Origin of the sequence: Pseudomonas sp. DR48 (genome assembly GCF_019823085.1) — a bacterium.
GTDB lineage: Bacteria > Pseudomonadota > Gammaproteobacteria > Pseudomonadales > Pseudomonadaceae > Aquipseudomonas.
The window spans coordinates 3,939,497-3,954,179 of sequence record NZ_CP081946.1; the positions used below are offsets into that span (position 1 = coordinate 3,939,497).

Below are 14,683 nucleotides of genomic sequence, written 5' to 3' on the forward strand. Positions count from 1 at the left end.
TTACTCTGCGGTATGTGCGTCGGTGGCGCAGGCGGGTTTGCCAGCAGCGTATTTAAGACTGGGGTCGACCAGCGCATCGAAGCGCTTGAGTGCTTCGGAGCCGATCAGGAGCGGGTATTGGAAGGCGCTTCTGTCGGTCAAGTTCACTTCGATGCTGCGCAAAGCCGAACCCATGCAGATATCCAGCTCGATCACCGGACGGGCCGTGTACTTCTTGCCTTCTTCCGGGTCGTAGTCGCCGGCGCGGCGCTTGATTTTGCTGACCCGGGCCAATGGCCGTTCGATCGGGTGCGAATGGGCGGCGTCGATGGCCAGGTAGAAACGCACCCAGGACTCGCCGTTACGCTTGAAACGTTTGATATCGCGGGCACTCAGGGACGCGGTTTTCGCCCCGGTGTCGAGTTTGGCGGCGACTTCCAGGTCGATGCCATCGAGAGATGCGTACTCATTGAGACCGTACACGGTCTTTTCCCCCGCCGCGGCGAAACCGGGCAGGCAAAGAAGATAAAGGAATGTCGGGAAGGGCTTGAGTCTCATAAATCCTGGTGCGCAGCGGTCCGTGTATCGATCAAGGCCCTGGCATTGCTGCGCAAGCTCCCTCGTATGCCTATCAGCTATTTATGACAAGCAGTGCAGATGTCACCGACAAATGCGGCCGGCATTCTAGCACGGTCGTTTTATGGCGCCAGCGCTGGCGGACGGCTATAAACAGTGGTGCTGCTTCGTTATGGTGCAGTCGGTTATTAGACGATTGTCGACAATATTTATTTATCCTTTGACTGTGACGCCTGTTTTCGCTAGTTTTTGCGGCACTAGCTTTCAAGGTGTCGACAATATGCTGGATCAACTCGATCCCCCGGTCATTGCCCAAGACGATACGGAGACGCTTTCCGAAAACGTCTTTCGCCGCATCCAGGCGGCCATCGTCAAAGGCGAGATTGCCCCGGGCAGCAAGATCTCCGAACCGGAACTGGCGCGCACTTACGGCATCAGCCGTGGGCCGTTGCGCGAGGCGATTCACCGTCTCGAAGGCCAGCGCCTGCTGGTGCGGGTGCCGCATGTCGGGGCGCGGGTGGTTTCGCTGAGCCATGCCGAGCTGCTGGAGCTGTACGAAATTCGCGAATCCCTCGAAGGCATGGCCTGTCGCCTTGCGGCCGAGCGCATGACCCTCGAAGAAATCGACGAGCTGCGTCGGGTTCTCGAAACCCACGAGCGCGATGAGGCGTTTCAGGCGGGGCGAGGCTATTACCAGCAGGAGGGCGACTTCGACTTCCATTACCGGATCATTCAGGGCAGCGGCAACCGCACCCTGACGCAAATGCTCTGCGGCGAGCTTTATCAACTGGTGCGCATGTACCGCATCCAGTTTTCCACCACGCCCAATCGCCCGCATCAAGCCTTTGCCGAACACCATCGAATTCTCGACGCCATCGCCGACCGTGACGGTGAGCTGGCCGAGTTGTTGATGCGCCGTCACATCGGCGCCTCCAAACGCAATATCGCCCGTCATTACCAGGACGGCGCGCACCAGACAGCCACAGAACGAGGTGAGTCATGAGTTCCAACAAGAGCACTCCAGGCCAGCGTTTCCGCGATGCGGTCGCCAGCGAACATCCGCTGCAAGTGGTCGGCGCGATCAACGCCAACCACGCACTGCTGGCCAAGCGCGCCGGTTTCAAGGCGATTTACCTGTCGGGTGGCGGGGTGGCTGCCGGCTCCCTCGGCGTGCCGGACCTGGGCATTACCGGCCTGGATGACGTGCTGACCGACGTGCGTCGCATCACCGACGTCTGCGACCTGCCGCTGCTGGTGGATGTGGACACCGGCTTCGGTTCCTCGGCGTTCAACGTTGCGCGCACCGTCAAGTCGATGATCAAGTTCGGGGCGGCGGCGATTCACATCGAAGACCAGGTCGGCGCCAAGCGCTGCGGTCACCGTCCCAATAAAGAAATCGTGTCCCTGCAGGAAATGGTCGACCGCATCAAGGCGGCCGTCGATGCGCGTACCGATGACAGCTTCGTGATCATGGCGCGCACCGACGCCCTGGCGGTCGAAGGCCTGGAGTCCGCCCTGGATCGCGCCGCCGCGTGCATCGAGGCCGGCGCCGACATGATCTTCCCGGAAGCCATCACCGAACTGGACATGTACAAGCTGTTTGCCAGCCGCGTGAAAGCGCCGATCCTGGCCAACATCACCGAATTCGGCGCGACGCCGCTGTACACCACCGAGCAACTCGCCGCTGCCGACGTGTCGCTGGTGCTGTACCCGCTGTCGGCCTTCCGTGCGATGAACAAAGCCGCGGAAAACGTCTACACCGCGATCCGCCGCGACGGCACGCAACAGAACGTCATCGACACCATGCAGACTCGCATGGAGCTTTACGATCGCATCGACTATCACACCTTCGAGCAGAAGCTCGATGCGTTGTTTGCGGCGAAGAAGTAAAGATCAAGAGATCGCAGCCTCGCTCCGCTCGACAGCTCCTGCAGGGTTGTTGCCGAACGAGGTCGATGTAGGAGCTGTCGAGTGAAACGAGGCTGCGATCTGTTCGGCAACACCCAAAAGACCTGATGAATCACAACTTGCCGATTCCCTAACAAATTCAAAAACTGGAGACAGCAATGGCCGAAGCAAAAGTACTCAGTGGCGCCGGGCTCCGTGGCCAGGTTGCCGGGCAAACCGCCCTGTCCACCGTGGGCCAGTCGGGCGCAGGCCTGACCTATCGCGGTTACGACGTTCGCGAACTGGCGGCTGACGCGCAATTCGAAGAAGTGGCCTACCTGCTGCTGTACGGCGAACTGCCGACCAAAGCGCAACTCAGCGCCTATATCAACAAACTGGGCAAGCTGCGCGACCTGCCGCAAGCGCTCAAGGAAGTGCTGGAACGCATCCCTGCCGACGCCCACCCGATGGACGTGATGCGCACCGGTTGCTCGTTCCTGGGCAACATCGAGCCGGAGAAAGACTTCTCCGAGCAGCACGATGTGACCGACCGCCTGCTGGCCGCGTTCCCGGCGATCATGTGCTACTGGTATCGCTTCAGCCACGACGGCAAACGCATCAGCTGCGTGAGCGACGAACCGTCCATCGGCGGCCACTTCCTGCACTTGCTGCACGACAAGAAGCCGAGCGAGTTGCACGTGAAGGTGATGAACGTTTCGCTGATCCTCTACGCGGAACACGAATTCAACGCCTCGACCTTCACCGCGCGGGTGTGTGCTTCGACCCTGTCAGACATGTTCTCCTGCATCACGGCGGCCATTGGCTCGCTGCGCGGTCCGCTGCACGGCGGCGCCAACGAAGCGGCGATGGAAATGATCGAGCGCTTCAAGTCGCCGGAAGAGGCGATCAAAGGCACCCTCGGCATGCTCGAGCGCAAAGACAAGATCATGGGCTTCGGCCACGCGATCTATAAGGACAACGATCCGCGCAACGAGGTGATCAAGGGCTGGTCGAAAAAACTCGCAGAAGAAGTGGGCGACACCGTGTTGTTCCCCGTCTCCGAAGCCATCGACAAGACCATGTGGGAGCAGAAGAAACTGTTCCCGAACGCTGACTTCTACCATGCGTCGACGTACCACTTCATGGGCATTCCGACCAAGTTGTTCACGCCGATTTTCGTCTGCTCGCGCCTGACCGGCTGGGCGGCGCATGTGTTCGAACAACGTGCCAACAACCGCATCATCCGCCCGAGCGCCGAGTACGTCGGCGTCGAACAGCGCAAGTTCGTGCCAATCGAACAACGCTGAATGGTGGGGGCTCCCACACTGGTTGCTGAATGAACAGGGACCATTGTGGGAGCGGGCTTGCTCGCGAAGACGGACTGACATTCAACAGGGATGTCGACTGATACACCGCTTTCGCGAGCAAGCCCGCTCCCACATTTGACCGAGTTCACTTCAGGGCTAGTGCCAGACGCCCACCTTCTGTAATCACCGTGACCGAGTCCTGACGATGAACACTGAATTCCGTAAACCGCTGCCGGGCAGCCATCTGGATTACTTCGACGTCCGTGCGGCTGTCGAAGCCATCCAGCCCGGCGCCTACGACACTCTGCCGTACACCTCCCGCGTGCTGGCGGAAAACCTGGTGCGTCGCTGCGACCCGGCCACGCTCACCGAATCCCTGAAGCAATTCATCGAGCGCAAACGCGACCTCGACTTCCCGTGGTTCCCGGCGCGCGTGGTTTGCCACGACATTCTCGGCCAGACCGCACTGGTCGACCTCGCCGGTCTGCGTGACGCCATTGCCCTGCAAGGTGGCGATCCGGCGCAAGTGAACCCGGTGGTGCCGACGCAACTGATCGTCGACCACTCCCTGGCCGTCGAGCGCGGTGGCTTCGATCCGGAGGCGTTCGAAAAGAACCGCGCCATCGAAGACCGTCGCAACGAAGACCGTTTCCACTTCATCAACTGGACCAAGAAGGCGTTCAAGAACGTTGACGTGATTCCGCCAGGCAACGGGATCATGCACCAGATCAACCTGGAGAAAATGTCCCCGGTGATCCAGGTGCGTGATGGCGTCGCATTCCCCGACACCTGCGTCGGCACTGACAGCCACACCCCGCACGTCGATGCGCTGGGCGTGATCGCCATCGGCGTTGGTGGTCTGGAAGCGGAAAGCGTGATGCTCGGCCGCGCTTCGTGGATGCGTCTGCCGGAAAGCGTCGGCGTCGAACTGACCGGCAAGCTGCAACCGGGCATCACCGCCACCGACATGGTGCTGGCGCTGACCGAATTCCTGCGGCAGCAGAAAGTCGTCGGTGCATGGCTGGAGTTCTTCGGCGAAGGCGCGTCTGCGCTGACCCTCGGCGACCGCGCGACCATTTCCAACATGGCCCCGGAATACGGCGCCACCGCGGCAATGTTCTACATCGACCAGCAGACCATCGACTACCTCAAACTCACCGGCCGTGAAGATGAGCAGGTGCAGTTGGTCGAGAATTACGCCAAGACCACCGGCCTGTGGGCCGACAGCCTGAAAGGCGCGCAATACGAGCGCGGCCTGACCTTCGACCTGTCTTCGGTAGTGCGCAATATGGCCGGCCCGAGCAACCCGCACGCTCGTGTTGCGGTTTCGGATCTGGCCGCCAAAGGCATTTCCGGCCAGTGGGAAGACGTGCCTGGCCAGATGCCGGACGGCGCGGTGATCATCGCTGCCATCACCAGTTGCACCAACACTAGCAACCCGCGCAACGTGATCGCCGCCGGCCTGCTGGCGCGCAATGCCAACAAGCTCGGGCTGACCCGCAAGCCGTGGGTCAAATCGTCCCTGGCACCGGGCTCGAAAACCGTCGCGCTGTACCTCGACGAAGCCGGCCTGACTACTGAACTGGAGCAACTGGGCTTCGGCGTCGTGGCTTTCGCCTGCACCACTTGCAACGGCATGTCCGGTGCGCTGGACCCGGTGATCCAGCAAGAAATTATCGACCGTGACCTGTATGCCACGGCTGTGCTGTCCGGTAACCGTAACTTCGACGGACGGATTCACCCGTACGCCAAGAATGCATTCCTGGCGTCGCCGCCGCTGGTGGTCGCTTACGCCATCGCCGGGACCATCCGCTTTGACATCGAAAAAGATGTGCTGGGCCTGGACGCCGACGGCAAGGAAATCCGTCTGAAAGACATCTGGCCAAGCGACGAAGAAATCGACGCAGTGGTGAAAGCCTCGGTCAAGCCGGAGCAGTTCCGCCAGGTCTACATTCCGATGTTCGCCATCCACGAAGACACCGGCCCGAAAGTGACGCCGTTGTATGAGTGGCGCGAGATGAGCACCTACATCCGCCGTCCGCCATATTGGGAAGGTGCGCTGGCCGGCGCGCGTCCGCTCAAGGGCATGCGCCCGCTGGCGGTGCTGCCGGACAACATCACCACCGATCACCTGTCGCCGTCGAACGCGATCATGCTCGACAGCGCCGCTGGTGAATACCTGGCGAAAATGGGCCTGCCGGAAGAGGACTTCAACTCTTACGCGACCCACCGCGGTGACCATTTGACCGCGCAGCGCGCCACCTTCGCCAACCCGAAACTGTTCAACGAAATGGTCAAGGAAAACGGCAAGGTCAAACAGGGTTCACTGGCCCGCGTCGAACCGGAAGGCCAAGTGATGCGCATGTGGGAAGCCATCGAAACCTACATGGAACGCAAGCAGCCGCTGATCATCATCGCCGGCGCCGACTACGGTCAGGGTTCGTCCCGCGACTGGGCGGCCAAGGGCGTGCGCCTGGCCGGTGTGGAAGCGATTGCCGCTGAAGGTTTCGAACGCATCCACCGCACTAACCTGGTGGGCATGGGCGTGTTGCCGCTGGAGTTCCTGCCGGGCACTAATCGTCACACATTGGGTATCGACGGTAGCGAAACCTACGACGTGATCGGCGACCGTACCCCGCGTGCGCAGCTGACGCTGGTGATCAACCGTCTCAACGGCGAACGCGTCGAAGTGCCGGTGACTTGCCGCCTCGATACCGCCGAAGAAGTGTCGATCTATGAGGCGGGCGGCGTGTTGCAACGCTTTGCCCAGGACTTCCTCGAAGAATCGGCGGTCGCCGTCTAAAACAGGCTGTGCGGGCAGGGGATTATACGTCTCTTGCCCGCTTTGAAGGAGCACAAATGGCTCACGCACCCCAGATCAAAATCCCCGCTACTTACATGCGTGGCGGCACCAGCAAAGGCGTGTTTTTCAGCCTCAAAGACCTGCCCGAAGCAGCACAGATTCCCGGCCCGGTCCGCGATGCGCTGCTGTTGCGCGTGATCGGCAGCCCCGACCCGTACGACAAGCAAATCGACGGCATGGGCGGCGCGACCTCCAGCACCAGCAAAACCGTGATCCTGTCGAAAAGCATCAAGGCCGATCACGACGTTGACTACCTGTTCGGTCAGGTCTCCATCGATAAACCTTTCGTCGACTGGAGCGGCAACTGCGGCAACCTGTCGGCGGCCGTCGGTTCGTTCGCCATCAGCAACGGTCTAGTGGACGCCAGCCGCATTCCACACAACGGCATTGCCGTGGTGCGTGTGTGGCAGGCCAACATCGGCAAGACCATCATCGCCCATGTGCCGATCACCAACGGTGAGGTGCAGGAAACCGGCGATTTCGAGCTTGACGGCGTGACCTTTCCGGCCGCCGAAGTGCAAGTCGAATTCATGGACCCTGCGGCGGAAGAAGAGGGCGGCGGTGGTTCGATGTTCCCCACCGGCAACCTGGTGGATGACCTGGAAGTGCCCGGCGTCGGGACCTTCAAGGCGACCATGATCAACGCCGGCATTCCGACGATTTTCGTCAATGCCGAAGACATCGGTTACAAGGGCACTGAATTGCAGGGTGCGATCAACAGCGATCCGAAAGCCTTGGCGATGTTCGAGACCATTCGCGCTTATGGCGCGTTGCGCATGGGGCTGATCAAGGACCTGGACGAGGCGACCAAGCGTCAGCACACACCCAAGGTTGCCTTTGTCGCCAAGCCAGCTGATTACGTCGCGTCGAGTGGCAAGGCAATTGCGGCGGGAGATGTCGACCTGCTGGTGCGCGCGCTGTCGATGGGCAAATTACACCACGCAATGATGGGCACCGCTGCGGTGGCCATCGGCACGGCGGCAGCGATTTCCGGCACCCTGGTGAACCTCGCGGCGGGCGGCATCGAACGCAACGCGGTACGCTTCGGGCATCCGTCCGGCACGTTGCGCGTCGGTGCCGAGGCCAGCCAGGTGAACGGCGAATGGACCGTGAACAAAGCCATCATGAGCCGCAGTGCGCGGGTGTTGATGGAAGGGTTTGTCCGTGTGCCGGGTGATTCTTTCTGATCCGGAACCTGAGATAAACAAAAAAACCTGTGGGAGCGAGCCTGCTCGCGATGAGGCCATAACATTTAACATCCTTGTTGCCAGTTATACCGCCATCGCGAGCAGGCTCGCTCCCACAGTGGATCGTATTCCAAATAAGAAAGTAGTAGCTGACAGAGATCGCCCTGAACCGAGGTCCCATCAACGAAGCACTAACCGAGTGAATCGAACATGAGCGCCAACGTCGACCTGAACAATCGCCCCGACTACGACACTGTTCTGCAGGACATCGCGGACTACGTCCTCAGCTACAACATCGAATCCAGCGAAGCCCTGGACACAGCCCGCAACTGCCTGATGGACACCCTCGGCTGTGGCCTGCTGGCCCTGCGCTTCCCCGAATGCACCAAGCACCTGGGCCCTATCGTCGAAGGCACCGTCGTTCCGTTCGGCGCCCGGGTTCCTGGTACGAATTACCGTCTCGATCCCGTCAAGGCCGCGTGGGACATCGGCTGCATCGTCCGTTGGCTCGACTACAACGACACCTGGCTCGCCGCCGAGTGGGGCCATCCGTCCGATAATCTTGGTGGCATTCTCGCGGTGGCGGATCACCTGTCGCAAAAACGCCTGGCCAATGGTGATGCGCCGCTGACGATGCGTGCAGTGCTCGAAGCGATGATCATGGCCCACGAGATTCAAGGCGTGATTGCCCTGGAAAATTCCTTCAATCGTGTAGGCCTTGATCACGTGTTGCTGGTGAAAGTCGCCTCGACGGCGGTCACCGCCAAACTCATGGGCGCCCATCGCGAGCAATTGCTGTCGGCGCTGTCCCATGCCTTTGCCGATGGTCAGGCGCTGCGCACTTATCGCCATGCGCCGAATGCCGGGTCGCGCAAATCCTGGGCCGCAGGCGATGCTTCCAGCCGGGGCGTGCGTCTGGCGGACATCGCGATGCGCGGTGAAATGGGCATTCCCGGCGTGCTGACCGCCAGGCAGTGGGGCTTCTACGACGTGCTGTTCAGCCATACCAATAACAATCTGGCACTCAAGCCCGAGGACAAACGCGCGTTCAGCTTCTCCCGCCCGTACGGCAGCTACGTGATGGAAAACGTGCTGTTCAAGATCAGTTTTCCGGCTGAATTCCATGCGCAAACCGCGTGTGAAGCGGCAGTGACCTTGCATCCACAGGTTAGAAATCGTCTGCATGAAATCGATAAAATCGTCATCACCACCCACGAGTCGGCGATCCGCATCATTTCCAAGGTCGGTCCATTGGCAAATGCCGCGGACCGCGACCACTGCCTGCAATACATGACCGCCGTGCCGTTGGCTTTCGGTAATCTGGTGGCCGAACAGTACGAAGATGACTTCCACGCCGCGCACCCGATCATCGATGTGCTGCGCGAGAAAATGGTCATCGTCGAAGACCCGCGCTTCACCCGCGAATATCTGGAAGCCGACAAGCGCTCCATCGCTAACGCGATTCAGGTTTTCTTCAAGGACGGTACAAGCACCGAGAATGTGGTGGTCGAGTACCCGATCGGTCATCGCCGTCGTCGCGCCGAAGGTATTCCATTGCTGGAAGACAAGTTCAGGGCGAACCTGGCGACGCGGTTCACCGGCCAGCGTAGTGCCGAGATTTTTCAGTTGTGCAAGGACCAGGCGGCGCTGGAGGCAACGCCGGTTAATCGGTTTGTGGATTTGTTTGTGATCTAGGAGACCGCATTATCGTTCAATCGCTAGCAGGCTAGCTCCCACAGTTGATTCGTGTTCAGCGCTGATCAAATGTGGGAGCCAGCCTGCTGGCGATGAGGCCAGAACTGGCTATAGAGGACTACTTAAAGCGCCGCTCGACACCTTTTTCCACAAGGATCTTCGCGGAAATTTCTTCCACCGAGAAATGCGTGGAATTGATGTTCGGTATGTTTTCACGGCGGAACAGGTTTTCCACCTCGCGCACTTCGAATTCGCACTGGGCGTAGCTCGAATAGCGGCTGTTGGGCTTGCGCTCGTTGCGGATCGCGGTGAGGCGGTCCGGGTCGATGGTCAGGCCGAACAGCTTGTGCTGGTGGGCGCGCAGGGCGGTCGGCAGTTGCAGGCGTTCCATGTCGTCTTCGGTCAGCGGGTAGTTGGCCGCGCGGATGCCGAATTGCATGGCCATGTACAGGCACGTCGGCGTCTTACCACATCGCGACACGCCCACTAGTATCAAGTCAGCCTTGTCGTAATAGTGGGTGCGGGCGCCGTCATCGTTGTCGAGGGCGAAGTTCACCGCCTCGATACGCTCCATGTAATTGGAGTTGGTGCCAATGGAGTGGGATTTGCCGACGGTGTAGGAAGAATGCTCGGTCAGTTCCTGTTCCAGAGGCGCCAGGAAGGTCGAGAAAATGTCGATCATGAAACCATTGGACGTTGCGAGGATCTCACGGATGTCCTGATTGACGATGGTGTCGAAGATGATCGGCCGGAAGCCGTCGGTTTCGGCGGCTTTGTTGATTTGTTGTACCATGGCCCGTGCTTTATCGACGTTGTCGATGTACGGACGCGTGAATTTGCTGAAGGTAATGTTTTCGAACTGCGCCAGGAGGCTTTGGCCGAGGGTTTCGGCTGTAATGCCAGTGCCGTCGGAAATAAAGAAAGCAGATCGTTTCATTTGCACCTTGGGCCTTAAGCTAATAACGAATCTTGGATATGATAGGCGCGATTTGCCGGCCGCCAGTGGCCCGCATTCTCACTTATTTTCCAGGTCCAGGCCATATAGCTGGCAAACGCTCCCCCGAGCAGCCGGCTTCTGAGCTTTTCCAACACAGTTAGTGGAGAGATCACCTTGGTAGAGTACGTAGTTTCCCTCGATAAGCTCGGCGTCCATGATGTAGAGCACGTAGGGGGCAAGAACGCATCCCTTGGCGAGATGATCAGTAACCTTGCAGGCGCCGGTGTATCGGTGCCCGGTGGCTTTGCCACGACAGCTCAGGCTTATCGTGATTTTCTGGAACTGAGCGGCCTGAACGATCAGATCCACGCCGCCCTCGACGCCCTGGACGTCGACGATGTCAATGCCCTGGCCAAGACCGGCGCCCAGATCCGTCAATGGATCATGGAAGCCGAATTCCCCGAGAAGCTCAACGCCGAGATCCGCACCGCGTTCGCCACGCTGTCGGCCGGCAACCCTGACATGGCCGTGGCCGTGCGCTCTTCCGCTACCGCCGAAGACCTGCCGGACGCTTCCTTCGCCGGTCAGCAGGAAACCTTCCTGAACATCCGTGGCGTCGAAAACGTCATTCGCGCCGCCAAAGAGGTGTTCGCCTCCCTGTTTAACGATCGCGCCATTTCCTACCGCGTGCATCAGGGCTTCGACCACAAGCTGGTTGCCCTGTCGGCCGGCGTGCAGCGCATGGTCCGCTCCGAAACCGGCACCGCCGGCGTAATGTTCACCCTCGATACCGAATCGGGCTTCCGTGACGTGGTGTTCATCACCGGCGCCTACGGCCTGGGTGAGACCGTCGTACAAGGCGCGGTGAACCCGGATGAGTTCTACGTCCACAAAGGCACGCTGGCAGCCGGTCGTCCGGCCATCCTGCGTCGCAACCTGGGCAGCAAAGCCATCAAGATGATCTACGGCGAAGTCGCCACGGCCGGTAAATCGGTCAAGACCATCGACGTGGACAAGGCTGATCGCGCACGTTTCTGCCTGACTGACGCCGAAGTCAGCGAGCTGGCCAAGCAAGCGATGATCATCGAGAAGCACTACAAGTGCCCGATGGACATCGAATGGGCCAAAGACGGCGACGACGGCAAGCTCTACATCGTTCAGGCCCGTCCTGAAACCGTGAAGAGCCGCACCCAGGCCAACGTCATGGAACGCTACCTGTTGAAAGAAACCGGCACCGTGCTGGTGGAAGGTCGCGCCATCGGCCAGCGCATCGGCGCCGGCAAGGTCCGCATCATCAAGGACGTGTCCGAGATGGACAAGGTCCAGCCAGGCGACGTACTGGTTTCCGACATGACCGACCCGGACTGGGAACCGGTCATGAAGCGCGCCAGCGCCATCGTCACCAACCGTGGCGGTCGTACCTGCCACGCGGCGATCATCGCTCGCGAACTGGGCATCCCGGCCGTGGTCGGTTGCGGCAACGCCACCCAGCTGTTGCAAGATGGCCAGGGCGTGACCGTTTCCTGTGCAGAAGGCGACACCGGCTACATCTTCGAAGGCGAACTGGGCTTCGACATCAAGAAAAACTCCGTTGATGCCATGCCGGACCTGCCGTTCAAGATCATGATGAACGTCGGTAACCCGGACCGCGCCTTCGACTTCGCGCAGCTGCCGAACGCCGGTGTGGGCCTGGCCCGTCTGGAGTTCATCATCAACCGCATGATCGGTGTTCACCCTAAGGCGCTGTTGAACTACGACGGTTTGCCGCAGGACATCAAGGACAGCGTCGACAAGCGCATTGCCGGCTACGACGATCCGGTCGGCTTCTATGTCGAGAAGCTGGTCGAAGGCATCAGCACCCTGGCCGCAGCGTTCACCCCGAAAAAGGTCATCGTGCGTCTGTCGGACTTCAAGTCCAATGAATACGCGAACCTGATCGGCGGCAAGCTCTACGAGCCGGAAGAAGAAAACCCGATGCTGGGCTTCCGTGGCGCCTCGCGTTACATCAGCGAATCGTTCCGTGACTGCTTCGAACTCGAATGCCGCGCCCTCAAGCGCGTGCGCAACGAGATGGGCCTGACCAACGTTGAGATCATGGTGCCATTCGTCCGTACCCTGGGCGAAGCCAGCCAGGTCATCGACCTGTTGGCAGAGAATGGTCTGAAGCGTGGCGAAAACGGCCTGCGCATCATCATGATGTGCGAATTGCCGTCCAACGCGATCCTGGCGGAAGAATTCCTCGAGTTCTTCGACGGCTTCTCCATTGGTTCCAACGACCTGACTCAGCTGACGCTGGGCCTGGACCGTGACTCAGGGATCATTGCTCACCTGTTCGACGAGCGTAACCCGGCGGTCAAGAAGCTGCTGGCCAACGCGATTCAGGCCTGCAACAAGGCTGGCAAGTACATCGGCATTTGCGGTCAGGGTCCTTCGGACCACCCGGACCTGGCTAAATGGTTGATGGAACAAGGCATCGAAAGTGTTTCGCTGAACCCCGATTCCGTACTGGAAACCTGGTTCTTCCTGGCTGAAGGTCAAGCGTCGGCTTGATGGCGTAAGTGAAAGGGCTGCTCTCTTTGGGGCGGCCCTTTTAGAGTTTTAAGTAGGGCGGGCTCCTCTGGACGCCGCCCTTTTTTGTGCAAGAGCATTATGCAAAGCAGCAGCAACCTATTTCCTGTCGCCCTGATCAGCGCCGAGCGGCGCGGCGATCTGAGCGAAGACGTCTATCGTTTGAAGCCGGGCAACAGCCCTGACGGCACCGTCGAGCTGGCGGTGACGCGTCTGGGCATGGCCGATGAGCCGGCGGTGCGTGGCGTGCCGGTCATCCTGTTGCACGGCAGCTTTTCCAATCGCCGGTTCTGGTTCTCGCCAAAGGGGCTTGGGCTGGGCGCCTATCTGACACGCCTGGGATTCGATGTGTGGATTCCCGAAATGCGCGGCCACGGCTTGTCCCAACGCAACCAGAACTACCGCAATAACCGTGTCAGCGACTACGCCCGTTACGATTTGCCGGCCATTGGCGCCTTCGTGCGCGAGCAAAGCGGCCAGGTGCCACACTGGATCGGTCACTCGTTGGGTGGCATTACCCTGGCGGCAGCATTGGGTGGTGAGTACATCGGCGAGCCTTTGGTCGCCTCGGCGGCGTTTTTCGGGACGCAGGTCAGCCGCACCTACTGGCCACTGAAAATTCCACCGGTGGAGTGGAGCGGGCGCTTTATTCTCAAGCGTTTTGCACAACTGTCAGGTTCACGGCTCAAGCGCGGCCCGGAGGACGAGCCCATTGGCCTGGCCCTGGAAAGCATGCGCTGGTATGGCCTGTTCGGGCGCTTTGGCGATGCCGACAAGAACTGGTGGGCGGGATTGGCCGAGGTTCGGTTGCCCGTACTGGCTGTAAGTGCCACCGGAGACCATCAGGACCCGATGTGGGCTTGCCGCAAGCTGTTCGACCAGATCGGTTCCGAGCACAAGCAATTCATCAACCTGGGGCGCGAGCAGGGCTTTGGCGATAACTTCGGCCATGTCGAAATGCTCGTCAGCAAAGCCGCTCAGGTCGAAGTATGGCCATTGGTGGCTCGTTGGCTGACCGATCAACAGACGCCGTTGTTGGGTGAAAAGCCGGATCTGGCGACAGCAAGCTGAGCCTGATGCTCTAACAAGGGCATTTCGCTCTGATCGGCTTGCGGCTAAGATATGACGCATTCAGCTGTTCCGGTCACTTTGCGACACTCTCGATTGTCTTCCTTTTTACAGGAGTTTCTCGATGAACCATTACCTCACGCCTGACCTGTGCGATGCCTATCCAGAGCTGGTGCAGGTGCTGGAACCGATGTTCAGCAATTTTGGCGGCCGCGATTCGTTCGGCGGCGAAATCGTGACCATCAAGTGCTTCGAAGATAACTCGCTGGTCAAGGCACAAGCCGAGCTCAAGGGCAATGGCAAGGTGCTGGTGGTGGATGGTGGCGGTTCGCTGCGCCGTGCGCTGTTGGGTGACATGATCGCCGAGAAAGCAGCGCAGAACGGTTGGGAAGGGCTGGTGATCTACGGCTGCATCCGCGACGTCGACGTCATCGCGCAAACCGACCTGGGGGTTCAGGCCCTGGCCAGCCATCCGATGAAAACCGACAAGCGCGGCATCGGCGATCTCAACGTGGCCGTAACCTTCGCTGGCGTGACATTTCATCCCGGCCACTACATTTATGCGGACAACAATGGCGTGATCATCTCGCCCAGTCCGCTGAAAATGCCTGAATAA

Annotated in this window: 11 protein-coding genes; 9 read left to right on the top strand and 2 right to left on the bottom strand. The window is 60.0% G+C overall.

Features of this window, described 5'->3' with window-relative positions:
- Nucleotides 1-537 carry an ATP-dependent zinc protease gene (locus tag K5K95_RS17875; RefSeq protein ID WP_046047911.1) on the bottom strand — a complete coding sequence of 179 codons (537 nt, stop codon included), beginning with the start codon at nucleotides 535-537 and terminating at the stop codon, nucleotides 1-3.
- A gap of 301 nt (nucleotides 538-838) precedes the next feature.
- Between K5K95_RS17875 and K5K95_RS17880 the strand changes: the two genes are divergently transcribed.
- The 6 genes from K5K95_RS17880 (at nucleotide 839) to prpD (ending at nucleotide 9,494) form a co-directional block, all read left to right on the top strand.
- Complete coding sequence (locus tag K5K95_RS17880) at nucleotides 839-1,558, top strand: GntR family transcriptional regulator (protein WP_222590363.1); 720 nt, start codon at nucleotides 839-841, stop codon at nucleotides 1,556-1,558.
- Nucleotides 1,555-2,445 (top strand): methylisocitrate lyase, encoded by an 891-nt coding sequence (gene prpB, locus K5K95_RS17885; RefSeq protein ID WP_008146328.1) that lies wholly within the window; start codon nucleotides 1,555-1,557, stop codon nucleotides 2,443-2,445. The genes K5K95_RS17880 and prpB overlap by 4 nt, the downstream gene beginning before the upstream one ends.
- 176 nt (nucleotides 2,446-2,621) lie before the next feature.
- On the top strand, nucleotides 2,622-3,749 hold the full coding sequence (gene prpC / locus K5K95_RS17890) for a 2-methylcitrate synthase (RefSeq protein ID WP_222585399.1): 1,128 nt from the start codon (nucleotides 2,622-2,624) through the stop codon (nucleotides 3,747-3,749).
- A 205-nt stretch (nucleotides 3,750-3,954) separates the two neighbouring features.
- Nucleotides 3,955-6,552 (top strand): Fe/S-dependent 2-methylisocitrate dehydratase AcnD, encoded by a 2,598-nt coding sequence (gene acnD, locus K5K95_RS17895; RefSeq protein WP_222585400.1) that lies wholly within the window; start codon nucleotides 3,955-3,957, stop codon nucleotides 6,550-6,552.
- Nucleotides 6,553-6,608: 56 nt separating this feature from the next.
- Nucleotides 6,609-7,799 (top strand): 2-methylaconitate cis-trans isomerase PrpF, encoded by a 1,191-nt coding sequence (gene prpF, locus K5K95_RS17900; protein WP_222585401.1) that lies wholly within the window; start codon nucleotides 6,609-6,611, stop codon nucleotides 7,797-7,799.
- Nucleotides 7,800-8,009: 210 nt separating this feature from the next.
- On the top strand, nucleotides 8,010-9,494 hold the full coding sequence (prpD, locus tag K5K95_RS17905; RefSeq protein ID WP_222585402.1) for a 2-methylcitrate dehydratase: 1,485 nt from the start codon (nucleotides 8,010-8,012) through the stop codon (nucleotides 9,492-9,494).
- Nucleotides 9,495-9,612: 118 nt separating this feature from the next.
- On the opposite strand, the gene K5K95_RS17910 is transcribed toward prpD, so the two are convergent.
- A complete protein-coding gene (locus tag K5K95_RS17910) occupies nucleotides 9,613-10,431 on the bottom strand; it encodes a pyruvate, water dikinase regulatory protein (RefSeq protein WP_077748193.1) in 819 nt (272 codons plus the stop codon).
- Nucleotides 10,432-10,605: 174 nt separating this feature from the next.
- On the opposite strand from K5K95_RS17910, the gene ppsA reads away from it, so the two are divergent.
- From ppsA to rraA, 3 genes are all read left to right on the top strand, one after another.
- Nucleotides 10,606-12,981, top strand: coding sequence for a phosphoenolpyruvate synthase (gene ppsA / locus K5K95_RS17915; RefSeq protein ID WP_090181893.1), 2,376 nt, complete (start codon nucleotides 10,606-10,608; stop codon nucleotides 12,979-12,981).
- A 99-nt stretch (nucleotides 12,982-13,080) separates the two neighbouring features.
- Nucleotides 13,081-14,070, top strand: coding sequence for an alpha/beta fold hydrolase (locus K5K95_RS17920; protein ID WP_222585403.1), 990 nt, complete (start codon nucleotides 13,081-13,083; stop codon nucleotides 14,068-14,070).
- A gap of 121 nt (nucleotides 14,071-14,191) precedes the next feature.
- Nucleotides 14,192-14,683: a ribonuclease E activity regulator RraA gene (gene rraA, locus K5K95_RS17925; RefSeq protein ID WP_222585404.1), complete on the top strand. Its 492-nt coding sequence runs from the start codon at nucleotides 14,192-14,194 to the stop codon at nucleotides 14,681-14,683.

Bases quoted from the DNA above. Each gene is read 5' to 3' on its own strand.
- K5K95_RS17910 (WP_077748193.1), bottom strand. From the start codon at position 10,431: ATGAAACGATCTGCTTTCTTTATTTCCGACGGCACTGGCATTACAGCC.
- prpC (WP_222585399.1), top strand. From the start codon at position 2,622: ATGGCCGAAGCAAAAGTACTCAGTGGCGCCGGGCTCCGTGGCCAGGTT.
- prpB (WP_008146328.1), top strand. From the start codon at position 1,555: ATGAGTTCCAACAAGAGCACTCCAGGCCAGCGTTTCCGCGATGCGGTC.
- acnD (WP_222585400.1), top strand. From the start codon at position 3,955: ATGAACACTGAATTCCGTAAACCGCTGCCGGGCAGCCATCTGGATTAC.
- prpD (WP_222585402.1), top strand. From the start codon at position 8,010: ATGAGCGCCAACGTCGACCTGAACAATCGCCCCGACTACGACACTGTT.
- K5K95_RS17920 (WP_222585403.1), top strand. From the start codon at position 13,081: ATGCAAAGCAGCAGCAACCTATTTCCTGTCGCCCTGATCAGCGCCGAG.
- K5K95_RS17875 (WP_046047911.1), bottom strand. From the start codon at position 537: ATGAGACTCAAGCCCTTCCCGACATTCCTTTATCTTCTTTGCCTGCCC.
- rraA (WP_222585404.1), top strand. From the start codon at position 14,192: ATGAACCATTACCTCACGCCTGACCTGTGCGATGCCTATCCAGAGCTG.
- prpF (WP_222585401.1), top strand. From the start codon at position 6,609: ATGGCTCACGCACCCCAGATCAAAATCCCCGCTACTTACATGCGTGGC.